Source organism: Paenibacillus sp. YYML68 (assembly GCF_027923405.1).
Taxonomy (GTDB): domain Bacteria; phylum Bacillota; class Bacilli; order Paenibacillales; family NBRC-103111; genus Paenibacillus_G.
In genome coordinates this window covers 2,133,221-2,154,977 of sequence record NZ_BQYI01000001.1, presented here as the reverse complement: position 1 = coordinate 2,154,977, position 21,757 = coordinate 2,133,221, and the positions used below count along the sequence as shown (strand labels likewise).

Genomic DNA, 21,757 nt, shown 5'->3' with positions numbered 1-21,757 from the left:
ACACAAGTATCGATTCGGATTATTCCTTGCTGAGCACAATGTGCGCGACCGTCGTCTTCGGTACGTTCAGAGTGAACGTATTGCCTTCAATATGCGCAACACCCTCGCGCTCCGTAATGACCGGGCTATCCCCATCATAAGCGAACACACGTGCGGATTTGTAAGAAGCATCTCCACTGATCTCGATGACTGCGCTCATATCGTAATCGAAGTTTTTGTTCATGACGATCATGTGCAGCTTGTTGTCGTTATCCGTGTAGACGGAGCTGTAGACCGAGCTGTTCTCCGGATCGCTCGTCTCTGCCTTCACCTTCGTATCGCCGTAGCTCGAGCCGTTGCCGTCGTAGTTCGTATAGATCTTCGTTGCAGCTGACGAGTAAGCCGTATTCTCCGGAGACGTCATCTTCCAGTAATTCGCCATGTAGACGCCGTACTTGCCGAAGATGCCGAGGACATCGGCCATTGCGATTCCGCCGGATATATGGTTCTCGCCGCCGTAGTTATACTCCGTGAACGCAAGCTTCGTCCCCGGATTATACTCGTTGATCGACTGCTGCAGGCGCGGAATGAGTGGCAGGAAGCGGCTATAGAACTGGCCGATCCAGCTGTTCTCCGTATAGCTTGCATCCCACAGCGTTCTTGGCGCCTGCACCCGTGCCTTATGTGTCGCAAGGGTGTTCTCCACGTACGGATTCGAGATCGTTACACTGCCGTCTGTTGCCTCTGGATACCAATGCAGATCCAGCACGTCGAGCAAGCGACGACCCTCCTGCTCCGATGCGACGCGCAGCTTATCCAGATAATAATCCAGATACCAGTCGTAGCTGCCCTTGATCGTCTCCCACTCCGCCTTATTGTCCATGATCAAATATTCGCTGAAGCCGTAGGACACCGGACCGAACATCTCAACCGTCGGATCGACCTTCTTAACTGCCTTGGCGAGCTCGATCGACTTGTTCAGCACCTCGACGCCGCGCGTCTGCTCTGGGTGCATGTACTTATGGTTCTCGCCCCACAGCGCAGGCTCGTTGTCGATCTCGAAGCCCTTCACACCAGTTGCCGACGAGGCTGGTCCGAACTTGTTCACGATGAAGTTAACGAATTCATCCATATATACCTTGCCGTCATGCAAGTCCGGCGTCAGCGTGAATGGCGCGTTCTTGGACGCCTTCACCTCGACCCACTGCGGAGAAGGTGCTTCCTCCGTCACAGACGTGTCGCTGCGGCTTGCCGCTACATAGCCTGCCGTCTGCAGCGTCAGCAGCGTGTACGAGCCCTTGCTCAGCGAGCGCTCATGGAACGCCGTAGCACCGATGCCCGGAACGTCATACAGGGAGCGGTCCATAATATTGCCGTAGAACCACGGAATGTAGCCGTCGCTGCGCCAGAAGTAATCCTTGCCCGCATTCGAGGCATTGTTCTCCCAGTTGTACGTCGACAGACGGTTGCCGCCCATCCGCCTTGCTGTCCAATTCTCCTCACCGGTCAGCTCATCGTTCGTACCGTAGATGTATGGGCTGATCGGCGCGCGCTCTGCCGAAGGATCAATGCTCATCTGTACGGTGAACGTACCGTTCGGCTCATATACGGTATTCGCCCGCACCAGCTCGCTCCAAGGACCGAGCGTCTGTCCGTCTACCGCACGTACGCGGTACGTATGCTGGGAGCCCGGCGTGAGGCCGCTATGGGTATAAGCTGTCACCTTACCTAGACGGACGACCGCTCCGTCCACCTCGATGTCGTAGCCGGTAATGGTCTCCTCGAGCGCCTTCCATGTGATCGCGATCGAACTGTCCGTGCGCTCTGCTCTGACTCCGCGAGGCGCTGGCAGCATCTGCTCGCCGAGCGTCTTCACCTGCAGCAGCCCGCTCCATACGCTGTACGTGTCACCCTTCACAGCTCTCACCTTATATGTGTGAAGCGTTCCGGTGCGCAGCCATTGATCGAGGTACATCGGCTCTGTCACGCGGAACAGACTGCCGTCCGCATACACCTCATAGCCGTCTGCCCCTTCCACCGCGTCCCATGTCAGCTGCACGGTCGTCTCTGTAGGTGTAGCCTGAATGTTAGACGGGAACGCCGGCATATCGAGCAGCGTCGGCTCTGTTCCCCATACGAGCTTGCCCGCCACATAGGCTGGCGCCTTCGTCGCCTTCGTATAGCTGCTCGCCTTGATGTACGAATAGTCATTCGTCTGGTTGAAGCTGGACCAGTTCGTCTTGTTGAACCACGTCGATACCGTAACAGCAGCGCCCGGTGCGAGCGTACCTGCCTCCTTCGTGAACGTCAGCTCCATATAATGATCCGCATCCGCTGATGGAATCGGCATCTTGACGAACCTCGTCTTCACATTCGCCTTCGCCACCGTGCTCCAGAAGTCGAGCTTCAGTGCGCTTTCCTGATCGATGGTAAAATAATACCGCGCCATCACCTCATGCAAGCTGACCGCGGTCTTGCCTTCGTTATGCAGCTTGAACGCGACGCTTGGCATCTGTGTCTGCACGTTAGCACTCGTCTCGAGGCTGACGCTCAGCTGACCGCCACCCGGCTGCTCAGCCGACTTCACTTGAACCGGCGCCGATGCGGAGCCGCTCTCGTAGCGAGTGCTCTGTCCGGGCTTCCATACGGTAAGCTCCGCACGATAGGTGCCCGGCTGCGCTTGCTGCGGCACCGTCCACGACGTCGGGAACGACGCCGTCTCTCCATCCGCGAACGACTTGGGCGTGCTCACCGAATGCACCTTAACGCCAGCAGGATCAAGCAGGCTGAGCTCGATCACCGCGTCCGCGTAGGCAGCCGCCGTAACGGTTGCCTGCAGAGCGACGGTACCGCCGACCGTGACGCTCGCTGGAGCCGCCTGGATCGCACCGGTGAAATGGATCGCAGGCTGCTGCGACCCCTTCTTCACCGTGAAGCTGCCAGCACCCGCATGCCACTTGTGCATCCCGCTCCAGCCTGCTCCGAACACGCCGATGCTGACGATATAGCTGCCTGGCGCAAGCTGTGCCGGTACGTTCCAGGTGAACGGTACGGACACCGATTGCCCTGCGGGAAGATTAACGTTATCGGTGAACATCTGGTGCACCTTCTTGAAGCTCGCGTCGAATATTTCGACGTCCACCAGCACGTTCAGCGACTTGTCAGCGGTCAGGTGAACCTGAACCGGGGCTGCTGCGCCTGCCTCAAGCTCACTTGCGATCGTCACGGCGGTCTGGACCGCCTCCGCTGCCGAAGCTTGCTGCGTCAGGACGCTAAGTCCGACGCTCGACATAGCGAGTGCGAGCACTAGCAGCATGGAGAGCATGCGCCCTCCTTGTCTTTGTATCCAACTGTACATCATGATTCGTACTCTCCTCTCGATATGTTCTTTCACTTCTATGAGCACGAACCATATGTTACCTTTTTCGCAGATGGATTGCTGTAGTGTTCCACACATTTTGATAAAAATTGGTACGATATTTTCAGGACTGCTCCTTACAGATCAACAAAGCTCAAATAAGGCTCGCCAATGATGGGAAATATAGGTGACATGCTTTTTCCAATAGGGGATGCTATCTGCTAGGTGTACTCTATAGGCTCTGGACTCGTGTTCAGCAAGCTCAGCAACGCAGCGGATCAGATAAAGCCGCCGAGCTAAAGGAGCAGCTCGAGCAGACGGAGAAGCTGACCATGATCGGGGTACTCGCGGCCGGTATCGCGCATGAAATACGCAATCCGCTAACCTCCCTGAAGGGCTTCGTCCAGCGCCTGCTGCGCATACTAACCCGAGGAGCGGTAATGAATGCTGATCCTTGTATCTATTGTAAAGCAGGTGACAGAATCGACATGGAGACCTCTACTCAGACACAGCTGCAGCAGCTGCAGCAAATGATTTCGAGCTACGTCGGTAAATTATTGCGCGATAGCTTCGGCAAAGGACCTGAATCGTGTCCATCGGGCATACGTACATCAGCATTTATTTACGTAATTTTTTGTCACCTTCCGAGCGGGTGCTGCTCGAACTCCTGCAGAAGCGCGTCGTCGATTCTTTTGTCGATTGGGATTTTCAACGCGACAAGAGTGTCATCCTATTTGTATCAAATCCAAAACCTTTACGTGGTGGGAATGGACCGGACGTCACCGAGACGAGCCGAACATGAACCGAAATGCACTAGCGAGCGATCGCTTGTCATTTCGGTTTTTTATGCTGTGTATGTTGGTAAAATATCGCAATGAGGTGTAGGCTTACATGAGCATGTTCAGTCAGCAAGCCCCGATGCCTTGGCTGGAAGAAGGGAAGTCTCTCGTACCGCTGCGGACAACGTACAGTATGCACGGAAGCTGCTGGATGAAATCCAACAGCTCATTAAATGCTAGTCTCGTATCGTCGAGTTGAGCCTACCTGAGGGCGGCTATTGACTGGAGCTATAGAGCTATATGCTAGTCGCACGCTTCGCAGCTCAGCTTAGCCGTCCCTCTGCACGACCGCTCGTAATGTCTGCCGTGTAGCCCTTGAAGTCCCATCCCCGTGTCTGAAATAGGTTGTACAGCTCTGCCTTAAACTGCTCATGCGATACGTGCTGCGGAATTTCGAATACACCTTCAATTTCGATTCTTCGTTCATGCAATGGCTGTTCCATCTTCTCCCTCCTAGACCGACAAGCCTCTGAACTAGTGTGCCCGGGTGTCACACCCTACAATACGATGCGAGCCCAGCCTATATACGTACAAGCTCATCATGCAAGTAATCTGTACGAAAGTATACATTGACAGAAGCTCGCTTCTGCTTATATAATAATCGAGAATGATTATCATTACCGAGCAAGCGGACAATCCGGAGGGAAGCCCGATGAAACTTAAGTACTGCTGCAAAAACTTCAAGCAAGGCTCAAAGTCTGTGTTCAAATCACTAAAGGAAGAATTCCCGGAGCTCGAGCATAAGAAGAAGGATTGTATCGGCTGCTGCAAGCAATGCTCGAAGCAGTGCATCGTGAAGGTCGGCAAAGCCGGCGTCGTCTGCGCAGAATCCCCGGACCTGCTCTACGCGCAGCTGAAGCAGCTCATTCACGGTACATACGAGGAAGCTGTTCACGTATAGACGTTGCATCTTACGCGCCCGCGAGGGCGCTTTTTTGTTTTGTGTTTGTGAATGCGAAAAAGCCGTACTCGACTGTTTGACAGTCGAGTACGGCTTTTGAAGTCAGATGAGATTAGTAGATTTTAACTACGTTCTCAGCTTGTGGTCCACGGTTGCCTTGAACAACGTTGAATTGAACCTTTTGACCTTCGTCCAACGTCTTGAAGCCTTCGCCTTGGATCGCGCTGAAGTGTACGAATACATCGTTGCCGCCTTCTACCTCGATGAAGCCAAAGCCTTTCTCTGCGTTAAACCATTTCACTGTTCCTGTTTGCATGTTGGAAAACCTCCAAAGTTAAATTAACATGTTCCTTTTTTCTATCCCGCCCATTCATCCGCTTGAAGGCTTAGAAATGGACGGCACCGAAGTTGACGCCGATGAACACTAGCTATAGTATTCACCAATGTCTGATAAAAAAATTCACACATTGAAAAGGGTATCATTACGAGAATGACACCCTTTTCAACATGTGAACGGCGTTTCTTCATAACAATTATTATTATCTTAACACAATGCTTGGGGAATAGCAAGCAAGCCTACACTTAAAGCGTCCATTCTTCTGAAAATTGCTCGTACAACGCAATAAGAAAGCCTGTTGGAGCCGCTTCGTACAGTGATTGCTCCAGCTCCAGCTTATGCGCCAGCTTCGCCGCGATCGTCTCCGCGAACTGCTGACGCTTGGCAGGCAGCAGCGAAGGAAGCCGCTCGACGAATGAGGAGAGCACGATCCAGTCTTCCCGCTCGAACCGTCTGCGCATCGAATCGGTCAATATGAGCTCCGGGCGTTCCTCGGCTCGCCACTTCTGTAGCCATCGCTCCATCCGTCTTCGCTGTGTGAGCTTATCCCAGCGCATATCCTGCACGACGATCGTCCCAGCCGCGACGTCACCAAGCCGCTTATCCTTCTTGTGCAAGAAGATCCATACCGTCCCAAGGAAATAGAACGAGGGCAAGAAGTCAATGAGCCTGAAAAAATTACGAATAATGGAGGCTAGCCACGTAAGCGGCTGACCGTTCTCGAGCACGACGCGAAGCCCAAGCCTGCGCTTGCCCCAAGTCTGCCCGCCCATATAGTACTCTGAGATCGCAAAGTATCCACCTGTCAATAAAAATCCGAGCACGATCAAGAGCGCGGCCGCATAGTCACCGAGTGCCTTGGCGACGCCCGTTCCAACTACCATCAGCACGATGCCTACAACAAGACTGACAGCGGCGAACAGAACCGCCAGGACGAGTAGATCAAGCAGCTGCGCAGCAGTACGGCTGCCAAGACCTGCCGTACGCAGCTGCAGCTGTACGTGCTCAGGTGTGACAATATTCGCCTCGCGGCTGTCTGTATCGATCATTTCCCACTCACCATCTTCCAATTATTGTGGTAAACTATAGCTATCCCTGAAGGAGGCATTCGGAAGCTATGGATATTCAATGGTACATTCGCGAGCACAAGCCGGTCTGGTCCGAGCTTGAGCGACTGCTCGAGCAGTTCGAGCGGCAGAGAGCCACGATAGGCGCCGCTCAAGTGGACAGACTGACCGAGCTGTACAAAACAGCCTCCGCTCATCTGGCCTACGCAAAGACGTATTACGCAAGCGATGAGGTCACCTTGTTCCTTAACCAGCTTATATCCCGTGCCCATCAAGCGCTCTACGCCGAGCAAGGCAAGGGTGAGAACCGGCTCAGCGACTTCTTCAAGCACCTGTTCATCGGCCATGTGCTGAACCGTGGATGGTTCATCGCAGCGGCACTTGCGCTGTTCGTTCTCGGCGGCTTAAGCGGGTTCCTTGCCGTCTCGAGCAACCCGCTGAACTTATATGCCATCATCCCCTCATCCATCGCCGAGAGCATCGATCCATCCAAGGTCGGGCACAATCATGCCGACGTCCAGCACGCGACGATGTCCACCGCCATTATGACGAACAATATTCGGGTAGCGGTGCTGGCCTTCGTCGGCGGCATTACGTTCGGGTTGCTGACTGTTTACGTGATGTTCTACAACGGGCTGCTGATTGGTGCGCTGACGGCCGTATTCTGGCAGGCTGGCTACAGCTACACGTTCTGGGCATACATACTCCCGCACGGCGTCATCGAGCTGACAGCGATCTTCATCGCAGGCGGCTCGGGGCTCTATATGGGCTACCGGATGATCGATCCAGGCCGATATACGCGCAAGTATCAATTCATCCAATCGGTGAAGGAATCGGCGCTTCTCTTGCTAGGCACGATCCCCTTATTCGTTATCGCCGGCATCATCGAAGGCTATCTAACGCCTTCTGAGCTATCGCTAGAGATCAAGTACATATTCTCCGGCGCCACGCTCGTCGCTCTGCTCGTGTATGGGGTGTATGGCGCATCCGTCATACGGAGAACTGGCCGATCTACAGCCCCAGGCGCCCTCTGATTCACCCGATCGGTGAGCATGCCGACAGTCCGGCCAGATGGCCGGACTGTTATGGCGTTGCTGCAGCCATCCGAATCGATAAGAGTATTAGAGCACATCCTTCGCCTTCACATCGAGATACCTACTAACGGCGCTCCAGGCCAGCTGACCAACCGGTACGTCGATCACCTCAATGCCTGAAGCAGCCATCCTCGCCGTATACGCTTCACGTGCCAATGTAAGCTGATGAGCCACACTCTTCACATACGCCTTCCGCTTCGAGGTCGTCTCCACCCGTGTCCAGCCGTGCAGCACCTCATCCCTCAGTCCGAGCAGCAATAGATGATGCTGACGCTTCATCCGCTGCAGCAGACCGAGGAGACGATCCTCGAACATATAATTATCGAGATCCGAGAACAGCACGGTCAGGCTGCGCTTCTTCTGCACCTTCAGGAGATGCTGCAGCGCGAGCGAGTAGCTCGACTCCACGAAGTCGCTCTGCAGGTTAAATACCGCATCCGTAATCGTCTGCAGGTGAGCTAGACCTGCGCCAGCAGGGACGAACGCTTTGATCCGACTCGAAAAAGCAATAACTGCCACCTTGTCGCCTTGCCGCAAAGCGACGGCTGCCAGCGCAAGCGCCGCCTCGAGCGAGACGTCGAGCTTCGTCTTACCGTCCAGCTCAACGCCCATCATACGTCCGCAATCGATCAGAATCGTCACGAACTTCCCCCGCTCAGGTCGGTATACGTTCGTAACGAGCGTTCTAGAGCGGGCGGAAGCGCGCCAATTGATAGATCGCGGATCGTCATCAGGCACATACTCGCGCATCGTATGAAACTCGGAGCCGCTTCGCTCCTTGCGGTACAGCTTCTTGCCCTCCAGGATCATATCCTGCTGTATAGAGGACAGCAGACCCCGTACCGCCGACAGATCGGGGTAGATGCGAATCGTCTGTCCGAGCGGCTTGCGAACCTGCTTCATCCACAGCCCCAGCATGCCCCGATAACGAAGCTGCACCTGATCGAAGACGAAGATACCGCGCTCCCGCCCCTTCGCTGTATAGCGAAGCTCAGCGGTCCTGCCGTGCCATGCCGTGACGAGCGGCGCGTCCGGTGCCTCGAACGTCTGCGGCACATCGTCCGCCAGCTCCAGCCAGAGCGCTGCTGGCTGCTCTGCCTCGACCGTCACGACGACCTCGAAGCTTGCACCGACATCCGCCTTCGGTGGCAGCGTTCGCCCAATGCGCAGCGTCCGTCTGCGCGGCAGAAGTGACAGGTCGAGGACAGTCAGTCCGAGCAAGATCGCATTGACAAGCGCTAGCGCCGTCCAGCCTGCACCAACGCCGAAGCCTGCAGCTGCAAGGATCGAGCCTCCAGCGGCAAGGATGACCATGCGACCGGTCGGTACGATCATTCGGCTTCCGACCGCATCAGCGAGGTACCGCAATAGAGGCCAACGCTTCTTGGATGAAGTGGTCACCCGTTTCCCCCTCCAGTTCGACTTGCGGCGTCAGCATAAGACGATGGCGAAGCGCAGGCACCGCAACCGTCTTAATATCGTCCGGGGTGACATAATCGCGCCCGTCCAGCAGCGCCCAAGCGCGCGAGGCCGTCATGAGCGCAATGCCCGCACGCGGACTTGCCCCTAGCAGCAGACGCTTATCCTCGCGTGTACGGCGAATCAGCGTCGCAATGTATTCAATCAGCGACTCCTGCACGACGACGCTCTGCAGCTGTCCTCTCAGCTCCCGAAGCTGCTCAAGAGGCCATACAGGCGCGATGGCCGCCTCCTTCGGCTGTGCGAAGAACGGCACATGCTCCTTCAAGATCGCAAGCTCCGCCTCCCGGGACGGATAATCTAGCGTCAGCTTGAACAGGAAGCGGTCGAGCTGTGCCTCCGGCAGCGGATACGTCCCCTCGTATTCGACCGGATTTTGCGTGGCGACGACGAGGAACGGATCAGGCAGCTTCATCGTTGTGCCTTGAATCGTCACCTGCCGCTCCTCCATCGCCTCAAGCAGTGCCGCCTGTGTCTTCGGCGGAGTCCGGTTAATTTCGTCGGCCAGCAATATATTCGTGAAGACAGGACCGCGAATCGTCTGGAATTCGTTGTCCTTCATGTTATAGATGACGCTGCCCGTAATATCGCTTGGCATCATGTCCGGCGTGAACTGCAGCCGGCTGAACGAGCCGTCTGTCAGCTCAGCGAGCGTACGTACGAGCTTCGTTTTCCCTAGCCCGGGCACCCCCTCCAGCAAGACGTGACCACCGGCCAAAAAGGCGGTAACGAGCAGCCGAATGTTTTTCGACTGTCCGATGACGATGTTATTCATGCTCTGTAAAAGCTGCTCCACTTCGGCTCACTCCTTCTCTAGTGTATGTATGAGTCCGTCCGCACGACGGCTGTCCTCAAGCAGCTGCTTGGCTGTGTAACGGCCGCTTCCTGCCTGAGCCTCGTTGTAGCGCCGCAGCAGCTCAGCCAGCTGCTCTACCTGGCGAGGCTCGAGCTGCTGCTTCGCGGTATGAAGCAGCTGCGCGTCCGTCGCATCGTGGCGAACACCCCAGCGCGCGCGAAGCAGGCTGCGGATGAACCGCTCTTGATGCGCGAGCGCATCAAGAGCAAGGCCGCGTCGCTCATACCAGCTGGCAGCCGCCTGCAGCGTCTCGTCGCCGCGCCGAACGGTCCACGATCTCGGCGTATAGGCCGGGCCGAACCGTACCGCGCGCAGCCACAACCATAGCAGCAGACCGATGGTCAGCTGCACCATAACGGCGAGCAGCCAGTTCGGATACACGGCGAGCAGCCCCGGCTTCTGCTGGATGCCGTGGTGATATTCATCGAACCAGATCGCGCTGCGCTCCTGCGGCAAGTACGGTGCCAGCAGCTCGTAGTGAGCGTGCTGCAGCACGTTCTCGTTCTTGAGCCATTCCGGCACGACGAATAAGGTCATGCCCCCGCTGCCAACGACGAACCGTGCGGCCAATATGCCCTTGTCATCCTGCAGCAGCGGGTTCATGCCTTCTACTGGCTTCAATCGGTAATTGGAGGCAATGACAGCGGTGAAGCTCTTATCGCCCGGCCTGTTCAGATCCGTCACCTGCACCATGAAGGGCCCCGTCTCCGACGACAGCAGCCGATCCACATCTACGCGCTGCGGACTCGACTCAGTCTCTCGATCGCGCTTCAGCTCTTCTGTGACGAACGGAGGGAAGGAGGTCGGAGCACCGTGCAGCAGCAGCAGCTCATTACCCTGCTTGAGCCAGGACTGCAGCTCGCTCCACTCCCGCTCCGCCACCTCATACGGCTGAACGACGACGAGCGTCTGACCGGTGCCCTTCGGCAGCTGACTCCACGGCCTCTCCCAAGCCTGAACCGCAGCCCCCTTCTCCTCAAGGAGCGTGTAGACCGCCTTCGTACCGTCCCGGTCAGCCGAGCTCGACAAGTACGGAGGGTAGTCCTGGAGCTTCGGCTTGACGAACACATACCCCAGCACAAGGAAGGCGGCAACACTCAGCATGAGCGCCACGAGGCGTCTATTCGGCTTCAGCATGGACAGCCTCCTTCCCTTCGAACGGCGCTAGAAGACTGACCATCGCCTCATAATGGGACGCATCAGCCTCCACACCTCCATAATACACCTGCTCGTACAGCGAGGCGGCACATCTGAACGGAGCAGCAGCACGAGGCTGGCGCTCGCCCAGCTCCTCCATATATTCATCATTCGTCTTCCACTTCTCAGCCTGTACCCAGCGGCGCTCATGGAGAAGCAGCAGCAGCGCGAGGAAGAGACGGCGCACCGCCTCCTCGTAATCTCCCTCCGCAGCCAGCCGCTCAGCCTCCTGCCTGTGCACTGCCGCGGATCGGTCCAGCTCGCCTGTGCTGCGGAACACACCCTTACGTGACTGACGTCTAGCGATGACAACACTGCGCACCAGCCAGACGATAACGCCTAGCAGCATCAGAGCGACGACGCCGACTAATACATAGGTCAAGACGAGCGGCGCCTCGTCAGGCATCGGAACGTCCGGGAACAGATCGAGAAGTCGGCGCCACATCCGTTCCAGCCAATCGAGCACCGGATTCGAGCGCTGCTCAAGATACTCTGTATATTCATCCCGTTGTAAAATATGTCGGAGCTGCTCCTTATCGGCCATTACATCTACACTGCTCATCACTCCGTCTTGCGCTCCTCCGTAGACTCACGAGGTTGGACCGTAGTTTCACGGTCTTCGGCCGTAGACTCACGAGCTTGGTCATCCGTCTCACGAGCTTGGGCAGCCGCCGACTCCTGCTGCTCTACCTGCTGTCCGGCTGTCCAGCCAGACAGCACCTGCTCGAGGTCCGAGCCCTCGTTGCGGACGCGCAGGTCGAAGTAGAGGAGCGCGTACGGAATCGTAAAGATCGGCATAATGAGCAAAGATAAGACGACGAGAATCAGTTGGCCGATTAGAGACATTTTGAACACACCGATAACAAGAGCATACAGTCCAAGACTGAACACCGTATAAATGACCGTCAGAACGACGAGGATGAGGAATATGCGCCAAAAATGACCGCGCGTCAGCCTCCAGCTGCGTCCAAGCGGATCTTGACCATTATCAACCGAGATGATCGGCAGGAAGTAGCCAAACCTAATAATAAAGAACGAAGAACCTGCCATGACGACCAGGATCGACAGCAAATAGATGATCATAAATACGACTATGAACGTCAGTCCGCCGGCGAGCGGATCGTTCGCCAGCTCCAGCAGCCCGCTTCCAAGCCCCGCTGTGAGTGTAACAACGAGCATCAGAGCGATGACCAGCACCGTCCCTATCATCCCTTGTACCGTGATCATGATCAGCGCGTACAGGAAGGAGAAGAGCAGCGTCTTACCATATCGGGTGAACGACTTGCGAAGCACCTCGCCGAAGCGGACCGGACGCCCCTCAAGCACGGATTGAACGAGATGAAGCTGCGACGCTATAGAAGCAGGGAAGACGAGCAGCATATACAACGGCATAAGCAGGAAGATGAACACCATCGTGCCAGTGTCCGGCATGCCATCCACACTGGACTCGCTGCCGCGAAGGAACAGCTCCATCGAGCTTGACACCGTCGTCCCTGAATCAGGCAGCAGCGGCGCGGTGCCCGTATCATACAGCACGAACGTTTGTAGAAAGTAAAAAGGTCCATAAAACAAAAGCACGAATAAAAAAGCAGTTACAAAATGAGAGCGGTACAGCTGAAAGCTGCGGTCGAGCACTGCCCCGACTCCCATCGGCTTGCGGATGGACTCCATCATTGTGCGGCCTCCTCGTCACATATTCGCCACCATTATACACGAACGACAAGCCAATATCACCAAAAAATTACAAAATGGAGGGACTCGTGTCCCTCCATCGTTCAATTCGACCGTTCTAGCCTGCACCGAGCATCGCTGAACTCTTCGTATGCAGGTACAATTCCTCATAGCAGCCGTGCTGCTCCAGTAGCTCTTCGTGTGTGCCCTCCTCGATGATCCGCCCATGCTTCATGACGATGATGCGGTCAGCATGCATAATGGTAGATAGTCGATGCGCAATGACAAGCGTCGTCCGCCCCTCGGATACGAGGCGAAGCGCCGATTGGATCAGCTGCTCCGTGTGGGAGTCCAGATTCGCCGTCGCCTCGTCGAGAATTAATATTTTCGGCTGGAACACGACGATCCGGGCAAATGAGAGCAGCTGCCGCTCTCCGGCAGACAGTCCGCTGCCCCGCTCCGACAGACGCGTCCGGTATCCGTCCTTCATACGACGAATGATCGCATCGGCGCCAACAAGCTTACAGGCCCGCACGACCTCTTCCTCCGGAATCGATTCGTCGAACAAGCGAACGTTGTCAATGATCGTACCCGAGTACAGGTACGGCTCCTGCTGCACGAGGCCTACGGTCCGATGGAGCGCAGACTGCGGAATATCCCGAACATCCGTTCCGTCAATCCTGACTCTACCCTTCTGCACGTCGTAAAATCTGCACAGCAAACTGATCAGCGAGCTCTTGCCAGCACCTGTCGTACCTACAATACCAAGCATCTCTCCAGGCTTCAGACGAAGGTCGATGCCGCGAAGCACAGGAATGCCGTTCGCATAGGCGAATTCGACCTGCTCGAACTCAACGCGTCCCTCCACCTGCTCGGGCCTCCACTGCACAGGCTGCTGCGCATCGTTCACCTCAGGCTTCACGGCGAAGATGCTCCAGATTCGGTTCGCCGCGACCGTGGCCGCTTGAAGCGTATTCCATTGCTGCGTAATCGTATTAATCGGCTGGAAAAATTGGCGAATGTACGTAATAAACGCATACAGTACGCCGAATTCAATCTGCTTGTTGAATACGGCCATACCCCCAAGCCAGACGACGAAGGCGACCGACAAGTTGCCGAGCAAATCGAAGGAACGGTTGAACAGCACGTTCGTTCGGATCTCCTTCAGATTGGAGCGGTAATACTTGTTGTTCCGCCCGAGAAATTGATTCTCCTGCTCCTTCTCCTGATGGAACGACTGAATGAGGCTCATGCCGGCCAAATTTTCGGCGACGAAGGCGACGAGCCTCGACAGGTTCGTCCGCGCCTCCTGATACGTCTTGCGCATATACGAACGGAAGGCGATCGCAATAAGCGCGATGATCGGCAGCAGAATCAAGCAATACATCGTCAGCTCCGCATCGAGCTGGAACATCAGCACAATGATGAAGAGGAGCGTCATACCGTCTCTCACAAGGCTGAGCAGCACCTGGTTGAAAAACTGGTTCAGCGCCTCGGTATCGCTCGACACGTGCGTAATGAGGCTGCCGCTCGGCACCCGGTCGAAGTAGGACATCGACTGCTTCGAGATATGCTCGAACAGCTCCTTACGGATGTGCGCGACGATGCTCTGTCCAGCGTGCTGCAGCAGGTTGCTCTGCAGATACGTAAACAGCAGCGCACCCAGCGACAGTCCCAAGTAGGTGAAGCTGATCCACATTATCGTCGAATAGCTGGTGTCGCCGGTCATGAGATGGTCGTCGATGACGATCTTGACCAAATACGGCTGCAGCAGGTCAGCGGCAATGCCTAGCAGCGTACAGACGAACATGAGCGCGAACGTCCACCGGTGAGGCTTCGCGTAGCTGAACAAGATCGAGAATGCCGATCGGTACTGCTGCTTCTGCTCCTGCTTCGGCCGACCGTCAACGTCCGGCTTCGTAGACTTGCTTATCATGTTGGTCGTCTCCTCCTTCCTCCTGAATGTCATACATCGATGCGTAGATGCCCTTGCGTGCCAGCAGCGACGTGTGCGTCCCACGCTCGGCAATACGCCCCTCCTCAAGGACGATGATGTCGTCCGCATGCTTCAGGGCGCTGATCCGATGCGCGATCACTATAGTTGTCTTATTGCGTCTTTCCTTACGAATCGTCTCCATAATCGCCTTCTCCGTGACCGCATCGACAGCGCTGACGCTGTCGTCGAGAATAAGGATCGGCGCGTTCTTGATCAGTCCTCTTGCCAGACTCGTTCGCTGACGCTGACCACCAGAGAGCGTCACCCCTCGCTCCCCTAGCTTCGTGTCGAATTGATCGGGGAAGCCTGTAATGCTAGCGTATATTTGCGCCTGCTTCGCCGCCTGCTCCACCTGCTCGAGTGCGCTGTCCCTCCGGTAGAAGGCGATGTTCTCCCGGATCGTGGTGCTGAACAGGAAGCCTTCCTGGGGCACGTAGCCAACTTGTGTGCGCAGACTCTCCAGCGACAGCTCGCGAATGTCTGTACCACCCAGCAGCACCGTCCCCTCGGGCGGGTCATAGATACGCAGCAGCAGCTTCGCCAGCGTCGTCTTGCCGCTGCCGGTACGGCCAACGATGCCGAGCGTCCGTCCCGGCTCGATCGTCAGGCTGATGCCCTCAAGCGCCGGAACAGTCCCGCTGGGATACGTGAAGGTGAGGTCGCGAAGCTCGAGCGGCGCATGGTCCAGCCGCACCGACGTTGTCTCGGGCAGCTCGACGATGTCCGGCCTCCGCGACAGCAGCTCGTTGATTCGCTCAAGTGAGGCGCGCGACTTCTGCATCGTGTTGATGACGTTTCCAATTTGCTGGAGCGGCGTCACCATCATGCGAATGTACAGCGTCAGCGCGACGAAGCTGCCAAGCGTCAGCTCCTGCTGGATCGTTAAGTATCCGCCGTACGCAATCGTAATGACGAGCGACAACGCGCCGAGGAACGGAATGAGCGCCTGGAACAGCGAGGACACCCGCACGAGCTTCAGCTGGTTATCGCGAATGCGCTCTACCGTTACGCCGAACCGTTGAATCATAATCGGCTCTGCAGCGAATTTCTTCGTCACCCGAATGCCTCCGAACTGCTCCTCCGCTGTCTCGGTCATCTTACCTAGCGCCTCCTGCACGCTCATGGAGCGCTGGCGAATGACGGGTCCGAACCGTACAACTGCGATCGGAATCAGCAGCAGCGGTGCGATACAGACGAGGATCAGCGTAATCGGAATGCCGCTGATCACCATCATGACGACCGCCGAGCCGAGCAGCATGACAGCATTAGACGTCTGATTGACGCCCATGGAGATCGATTCCCGCACAGCGGTCACATCGTTCATGACGTAGCTGAGCAGCTTGCCGACGCCATGCCGGGAATAGAACGATTCGCTGAGACGGGTGAAATGCTCGAACAGCTTCTTCCGCGTCACGAATTCGAACAGACGCCCAACCCGCATAATCACATATTGCCCGATCCCGCCTAATACGGCGAAGCTTACAGCTACCGCGAGCAGCAGCAGGCTGTATTCTACGATAACCGCAGGTGTAAGCTCGCTTCTCTGCAGCTGATCGGTGAACTGCCCGAGCAAGCTCGGATATTGCGATTGAATCAGGTTGGCCGCGCAGATGCTCGCGATTGCAAGCACATACATCAGCCACTTCGACTTCACGTAGTCGAGCAGCAGCCTCTGAGCGCTCATACCACTTCACTCCTTTTTCGATACGGTCCATAATATTAGTTGCTTTTGCAACAGTTACATTTAGTTTATCACATTTTGCGCTTACCGCCTACCACTTTTGCAAGGAGCCTGTGCTACATATGCCATCTATATAGCCTATGCTGCTTCTTTCCGACTCTTGACCTGCGCTCTCGCGAGATCGAGCAAGCTTTTTTGCAGGGTGTCGTCGATTTCCTTATAATTTGGTACGAGAACAGATGAATATGATCAGGAATGATAAAGGAGAGGGTCAAGACCATGGACTTCAGATTAGACCGCATTGAGGATAAGGTGGAACTGTACGAGGCGTATGACCTGAAGACGCTGCAGCGTCAGATCGAGGAGCAGATTGATAACAACAAGGCGCTGCTGCTTCGCGTTCGTTCTGTTCAGCATCATGCCGTCTTCCAGCCGAATGCGAACAAGGTGCTGTACACAGCTGTCGTTCATTACGCCGCCGCGACTTAATCTACCATTCTTTACAATAAATTAACCTCGCTCATAAATAAGGATGATAGAATATAGCTTGGAGTATTCATCCCTTAATCCACTGAGGAGGAAGATTACACATGTACACCAAGTTGAAGCTTAAGTCTTGGCTGGCCAAGACGGCGCTAGCCTTGGCGCTTGCACTTCCGGTTCTTCCGGCTGGAGTACCTGCTGCGTATGCAGAGGGACCGACCGACCCGGCACCGGTCATTGCAGCGAAGGTTGTGAACGGCAATGCAGGTAAGAAGGTATTATTCGACAACACTCACGGGCAAACAGCCGGTGCGGCCGATTGGGTCATCGACGGCGCATTCTCGGACTTCGCCCACGCCCTAGCGAATGATGGCTACGAGGTGAAGGAGCTTCGCAAGACGACGCCGATCACCTACAACGATCTGGCAAGCTACGACGTATTCGTCATTCCGGAGCCGAACATTCCGTACAAGCAGAGCGAGCAGGCGGCCATGCTGCAATATGTGCAGAGTGGCGGCAGCATCTTCTTCATCGGCGACCATTATAACGCAGACCGCAACAAGAATCGGTGGGACTCGAACGAAATCTTCAACGGCTACCGCCGTGGCGCCTACACCAACCCAACACAGGGCATGAGCGAGGAGGAGCGCAGCTCCGAGGCGATGCAGGGCATCGCAAGCTCCGACTGGCTCGCCACTCACTTCGGCGTCCGCTTCCGCTACAATGCGCTGGGCGACATCATTACGAATCGCGTCGTCTCCTCGAGCCAGACGTTCGGCATTACGAGCGGCGTGAACACCGTTGCGATGCACGCAGGCGCTACGCTGGCGATCATGGACCCGACGAAGGCGAAGGGTATCGTGTTCTTGCCGGAGACGAACGACGCTTGGCCGAATGCGGTCGATCAAGGCGTCTATAACGGCGGGGGCGTCGCCGAAGGTCCATATGTGGCAATCGCGAAGACTGGCGCAGGTAAGGCAGCATTCATCGGCGACTCCTCGCCGGTCGAAGACGTCACGCCGAAATATTTACGCGAGGACAACGGCCGTACGAAAACAACCTATGACGGCTTCAAGGAGCAGGACGACGGGAAGCTGCTCGTGAACCTGATCAATTGGCTATCGAAGGACGAGTCCTATACGAGCTTCAGTGAAGTTCCTGGATTGCAGCTGGACGCCCCAACCGCGCTCCACGCCTTCGAGGTTCCAGCGCAAAGCACGGAGCCGAAGCCGGAACCATGGGCAGCACCGGACGCTGGATACAAGTGGTGGGATCGCTCCACGTTCAAGCCGGGCTCCTACGGTGGATCTGGCATCAGCTACCAGCCAGTGTACTCGTTCGTGAAGCAAGCACAGCTGCCGAATGCGGAGTCATTCCAGCTGCGCGTCGTGGTGGAAAATATGCAGCCGAACTCGACCATCTCCGGCTACACGCTGGGCATCTACTTGAATGGCGGGGCGCAGGTCGCCCAAGTGCAGAACGCAGACGGCAGTTGGCCGACCACATACGGCTACAGCTCGGTCTTCTCGCTCACGGCCAACGATAAGGGGCGCGCGACGAAGGACCTGACTGTGCGCATCAAGCCGGGTACGAACGGCACGGCCAATCTGCGCATTCGACTGAACGGCTCGAACCTGAAGACCGAGACCGTCACGCTCGCGAACGTTCCGGCTGAGCAGCTTCCTCCGGATGAGAACGAGAAGCCGGAGACGATTACCATTGCCGAGGCACGCCAGAAGTCGGACGATACGACCGTGTCCATTGAAGGCGTCGTCACGACGCGCCCTGGCTCGTTCGGCACACAAAGCTTCTATGTACAGGATGCAACGGGCGGTATGTACATTTACCAGCATGCAGCCGGCTATCAGCCAGGAGATGTGCTCTCGATTACAGGCACGAAGACGGTCTATAATACCGAAGTCGAGATCATCGATCCGACGATCGAGAAGAAGGGCACCGCTTCACTTCCTGCCGCAGCTGCTGCAACGGAAGTGAACGAAGCGAATCAAGGACAGCTGATCGAGCTGAGCGATGTCACAATCGGTGCGATTCGCACCGCTTCGCCTAGCGGCTCATTCGAGTTCAATGCCGTGTCCGGCAGCGCGTCGACGCTTATTCGCGTAGATGGTCGCACCGGCTTGACGCTTAGCAGCTTCCCTTATGCAGAAGGCGACACGGTCAGCATCAAGGGCGTATCTGCTATTTTCCGCGGGACGTATCAGCTGAAGCCTAGAGGGCTGGATGACTTCACGGCTGTGGATCGTACAGTTCCGGTCACGACTGCTACTACGAACGGCGTAACGGGCAATAACGGCTGGTTCACTAGCGATGCAACGGTAGAGCTGGAAGCGACAGACGCTGGCGGCGGCACTCCGGTGACATACGTTCAGCTCGGCGATGGCGCATGGTCGACCTACGCGGGTCCGATCGTTATCACGGAGGAAGGTCAGACTGCGCTCCGTTATTACTCGAAGGATGCAGCGGGCAACCAGGAACAGACGAACAGCCTTGAGCTGAAGCTGGACAAGAGCGCTCCGACTGCGAAGCTGCTGATGAATGGCGGCTCCGTCCGTGATGTTACGTATTCGGATCGCATCAGCTTCACGCTGACAGCCGACGATGCCGTCTCTGGCATCGCGCTGAAGCAGCTGTATGTCGACGGCAGTCCTGTAGCGGAAGGTGCCGTGCTGGAAGCAGCTGCGCTGGGACTTGGCAGTCACACGATTCGCTATGAGGTCATGGATGCGGCAGGTCACACGGTAAGCGAGAGCTTCAGCTTCAACGTCGGCACGACTGTTGCCGAGCTGATGGCCGTTGTCAACAAGCTCGGACAAGAGGGGCAATTCCACAATCACGGTACACAGCGCTCGCTGGAGGCGAAGCTGAGTCAGGTTGAGTCGAAGCTTGCCAAGGGGCAAGCGGATCAGGCGAGGAAGCATCTAGAGAATGCGCTTGCTACGATGAACCGCGAGCATATGACCGCGCATGCGGCAGCTGCGATCGAGCAGCTAATTCAATACTTGCTGACGAATGAATTGAAGTAAGCTGGAGACGGCGACAAAAAAGGTGCACCGCTCGGAAGCAGAAGCTTCTGCGCGATGCACCTTTTTCCCATACATGTGAGAACTGGCGTCTAGATATACAAGCAATCTACCATGCTCGCTGGAAGTCCGTCCTGGGAAGAAGACTTCGACTGCCGCTGCATCCGTCGACGTACCGTGTACCCCCACTCGCCTGTCTCCACTCTCTCCAGCAGTTCAATGACCGTGAGACTCTCGTCGATATGCACCCACTTCTGATCCTTCAAGGGCAAGCAGGAGACGAGCAAGGAGAAGTAATCGAGCGAGATGGACCAGCAGCCCTTCCCTTCCACATCCATCGATTGAATCATCTGGTTATAGCCGACCTCAGACCTCGGATTCGTACAACGTCCGTTCGCAAAAAACTCGCAGGTTCGGCAGTTAATCGTTAAATTATACAACGCACTCACTCCATCATAATCAAAAAGTTCATGATTGATTATACGGCGAAGGAAGTGATCCATGCTGTTGCTTTTGACACAAAATGAATGAAAAAATAGGAGAAAATGTTCACATCAGCTCTCAGGAGCATTCAGTCTCTTGACCCACGTAGTCAGGCTTTCCTTCCCATTGACATAAATACGCTTCAGCTCAAATGGCTTCTGGGAGGCGTCCGTTCTGCCTTGCTGGATCGTGAACGCGTACGTAAATCCCGCTTCCTTCAAGATAGTTAAGGTCGTCTTGTTGTACTCCCCGTACGGATAGCAGAACACATTGGCCGTCGTGCCGAGCTTCTCTTCAATAAGACGGCGGGACTCGAGTATTTCGGTCTTCTGCTGCTCCGACGTAAGCTCCGGCAGGCGCGGATGCGTCATCCCGTGAGGCTGTATGTCCCAGCCCGCCTTCTTCATCTCCTCGACCTGCTCCCAATTCAGGTAACCGGGGCGGTCGACCCATCCGGGAGACATGAAGAGCGTCGCGGGGAAGCCGTACTCCTTCAAGATCGGCGCTGCATATACATAATTGTCCGTGTAGCCGTCGTCGAAGGTGAGAAGCACCGGCTTGGCAGGGGGTTCCTTGCGTTTTTCCAATATAAGTATAAAGTCAGTTAAGGTCAGCGGTGTAAACCCGTTATCCGCCAAATAGGCAACCTGCTGTCTGAAGGCGGCCGGACTTAAGATGAGCGTGCTGCCGAGGTTCGTGTTGATGCTATGGTAGTTGAGAACGGGAATCGATACGCCTGTCCGCGCCTGTCCTTGAGCCGTCTTCTTCCGATTAGGGGCGTAGGTCGAAGCGGCGACCGTTGTCACCTCCGATGGGTGCAGAGCGGCTGGACGCTGTTGATCTGACTGCGCGATTGACTCGTCAGTTGAAGAAGCGGTACGGGTGTCATCGTGACTGGTAGCAGACGGGTCGGACCCGCCCACAGCAATGGAGAAGTCATCCGAGACTGCCGAGCTTGTTGAGCTCGTTGCCGATGAGCCAGCGCCTGCACTAGCGGAGTTGCTGCTGTCACCGCCTGTAGACGCCTGTGGGCTGACAGTGCGACCTGTTCGATGGTCATCGGACGCGGCATTGGCTGCAGTCGGGGACAGTCGCTCATGGGAAGGCGTCGCCATGTCAGCTCCGACCATCGGATCGACAGCAGTTCTGGAAGCATTGTAAGCGCTATCCCCTTCGACTGCCAGTCGACTCGACTTGAGCTTATCTACGAGCAGTGCGGCCATCAATATAAATATAGCGGTAAGCAGCAATGTCAGCTTCTTCATCATACTCGCCTCCCCTGTTGCTATCGTCAC

The 21,757-nt window shown here is 56.1% G+C and carries 17 protein-coding genes and 1 pseudogene; 5 read left to right on the top strand and 13 right to left on the bottom strand.

Going from position 1 to position 21,757, the window contains the following annotated elements:
- Positions 1-19: 19 nt before the first annotated feature.
- Positions 20-3,295: a glycoside hydrolase family 44 protein gene (locus tag PAE68_RS09800; RefSeq protein ID WP_281886457.1), complete on the bottom strand. Its 3,276-nt coding sequence runs from the start codon at positions 3,293-3,295 to the stop codon at positions 20-22.
- A gap of 350 nt (positions 3,296-3,645) precedes the next feature.
- Here PAE68_RS09800 and PAE68_RS09795 point away from each other — a divergent pair.
- Positions 3,646-3,774: pseudogene (locus PAE68_RS09795) on the top strand (histidine kinase dimerization/phospho-acceptor domain-containing protein); the annotation flags it as partial.
- 665 nt (positions 3,775-4,439) lie between these two features.
- On the opposite strand, the gene PAE68_RS09790 reads toward PAE68_RS09795, so the two are convergent.
- Entirely contained in the window at positions 4,440-4,619 is a 180-nt protein-coding gene (locus tag PAE68_RS09790) for a hypothetical protein (protein ID WP_281886455.1), read from the bottom strand.
- Positions 4,620-4,828: 209 nt separating this feature from the next.
- On the opposite strand from PAE68_RS09790, the gene PAE68_RS09785 reads away from it, so the two are divergent.
- Positions 4,829-5,077 (top strand): DUF1450 domain-containing protein, encoded by a 249-nt coding sequence (locus PAE68_RS09785; RefSeq protein ID WP_281886453.1) that lies wholly within the window; start codon positions 4,829-4,831, stop codon positions 5,075-5,077.
- A 112-nt stretch (positions 5,078-5,189) separates the two neighbouring features.
- Here the strand turns inward: PAE68_RS09785 and PAE68_RS09780 are convergent, their stop codons facing one another.
- Positions 5,190-5,393, bottom strand: a complete 204-nt coding sequence (locus PAE68_RS09780) for a cold-shock protein (protein ID WP_281886450.1) — start codon at positions 5,391-5,393, stop codon at positions 5,190-5,192.
- 266 nt (positions 5,394-5,659) lie between these two features.
- On the bottom strand, positions 5,660-6,463 hold the full coding sequence (locus PAE68_RS09775; protein WP_281886448.1) for an RDD family protein: 804 nt from the start codon (positions 6,461-6,463) through the stop codon (positions 5,660-5,662).
- A 68-nt stretch (positions 6,464-6,531) separates the two neighbouring features.
- On the opposite strand from PAE68_RS09775, the gene PAE68_RS09770 reads away from it, so the two are divergent.
- A complete protein-coding gene (locus PAE68_RS09770) occupies positions 6,532-7,515 on the top strand; it encodes a stage II sporulation protein M (RefSeq protein WP_281886446.1) in 984 nt (327 codons plus the stop codon).
- A gap of 87 nt (positions 7,516-7,602) precedes the next feature.
- Here the strand turns inward: PAE68_RS09770 and PAE68_RS09765 are convergent, their stop codons facing one another.
- The 7 genes from PAE68_RS09765 to PAE68_RS09735 form a co-directional block, all read right to left on the bottom strand.
- Positions 7,603-8,976 (bottom strand): DUF58 domain-containing protein, encoded by a 1,374-nt coding sequence (locus tag PAE68_RS09765; protein ID WP_281886444.1) that lies wholly within the window; start codon positions 8,974-8,976, stop codon positions 7,603-7,605.
- Positions 8,927-9,850 carry an AAA family ATPase gene (locus tag PAE68_RS09760; protein WP_281886442.1) on the bottom strand — a complete coding sequence of 308 codons (924 nt, stop codon included), beginning with the start codon at positions 9,848-9,850 and terminating at the stop codon, positions 8,927-8,929. The genes PAE68_RS09765 and PAE68_RS09760 overlap by 50 nt, the downstream gene beginning before the upstream one ends.
- Before the next feature lie 6 nt (positions 9,851-9,856).
- On the bottom strand, positions 9,857-11,047 hold the full coding sequence (locus PAE68_RS09755) for a DUF4350 domain-containing protein (protein WP_281886440.1): 1,191 nt from the start codon (positions 11,045-11,047) through the stop codon (positions 9,857-9,859).
- Entirely contained in the window at positions 11,031-11,669 is a 639-nt protein-coding gene (locus PAE68_RS09750) for a DUF4129 domain-containing protein (RefSeq protein WP_281886437.1), read from the bottom strand. Before PAE68_RS09750 ends, PAE68_RS09755 begins: the two co-directional genes overlap by 17 nt.
- Complete coding sequence (locus PAE68_RS09745; RefSeq protein WP_281886435.1) at positions 11,669-12,781, bottom strand: hypothetical protein; 1,113 nt, start codon at positions 12,779-12,781, stop codon at positions 11,669-11,671. Before PAE68_RS09745 ends, PAE68_RS09750 begins: the two co-directional genes overlap by 1 nt.
- Positions 12,782-12,896: 115 nt before the next feature.
- Positions 12,897-14,714, bottom strand: a complete 1,818-nt coding sequence (locus PAE68_RS09740; RefSeq protein ID WP_281886434.1) for an ABC transporter ATP-binding protein — start codon at positions 14,712-14,714, stop codon at positions 12,897-12,899.
- Entirely contained in the window at positions 14,683-16,458 is a 1,776-nt protein-coding gene (locus tag PAE68_RS09735) for an ABC transporter ATP-binding protein (RefSeq protein ID WP_281886432.1), read from the bottom strand. Before PAE68_RS09735 ends, PAE68_RS09740 begins: the two co-directional genes overlap by 32 nt.
- 276 nt (positions 16,459-16,734) lie before the next feature.
- On the opposite strand from PAE68_RS09735, the gene PAE68_RS09730 reads away from it, so the two are divergent.
- Together PAE68_RS09730 and PAE68_RS09725 are read left to right on the top strand one after the other, a co-directional pair.
- Positions 16,735-16,944: a DUF2536 family protein gene (locus PAE68_RS09730; RefSeq protein ID WP_281886430.1), complete on the top strand. Its 210-nt coding sequence runs from the start codon at positions 16,735-16,737 to the stop codon at positions 16,942-16,944.
- Positions 16,945-17,045: 101 nt separating this feature from the next.
- Positions 17,046-19,982, top strand: a complete 2,937-nt coding sequence (locus PAE68_RS09725) for an OmpL47-type beta-barrel domain-containing protein (RefSeq protein ID WP_281886428.1) — start codon at positions 17,046-17,048, stop codon at positions 19,980-19,982.
- 89 nt (positions 19,983-20,071) lie between these two features.
- Here PAE68_RS09725 and PAE68_RS09720 read toward each other — a convergent pair whose 3' ends face one another.
- Both PAE68_RS09720 and PAE68_RS09715 read right to left on the bottom strand, forming a co-directional pair.
- Positions 20,072-20,419 (bottom strand): hypothetical protein, encoded by a 348-nt coding sequence (locus tag PAE68_RS09720; RefSeq protein ID WP_281886426.1) that lies wholly within the window; start codon positions 20,417-20,419, stop codon positions 20,072-20,074.
- Positions 20,420-20,533: 114 nt separating this feature from the next.
- On the bottom strand, positions 20,534-21,727 hold the full coding sequence (locus PAE68_RS09715; protein WP_281886424.1) for a polysaccharide deacetylase family protein: 1,194 nt from the start codon (positions 21,725-21,727) through the stop codon (positions 20,534-20,536).
- Positions 21,728-21,757 lie beyond the last annotated feature (30 nt).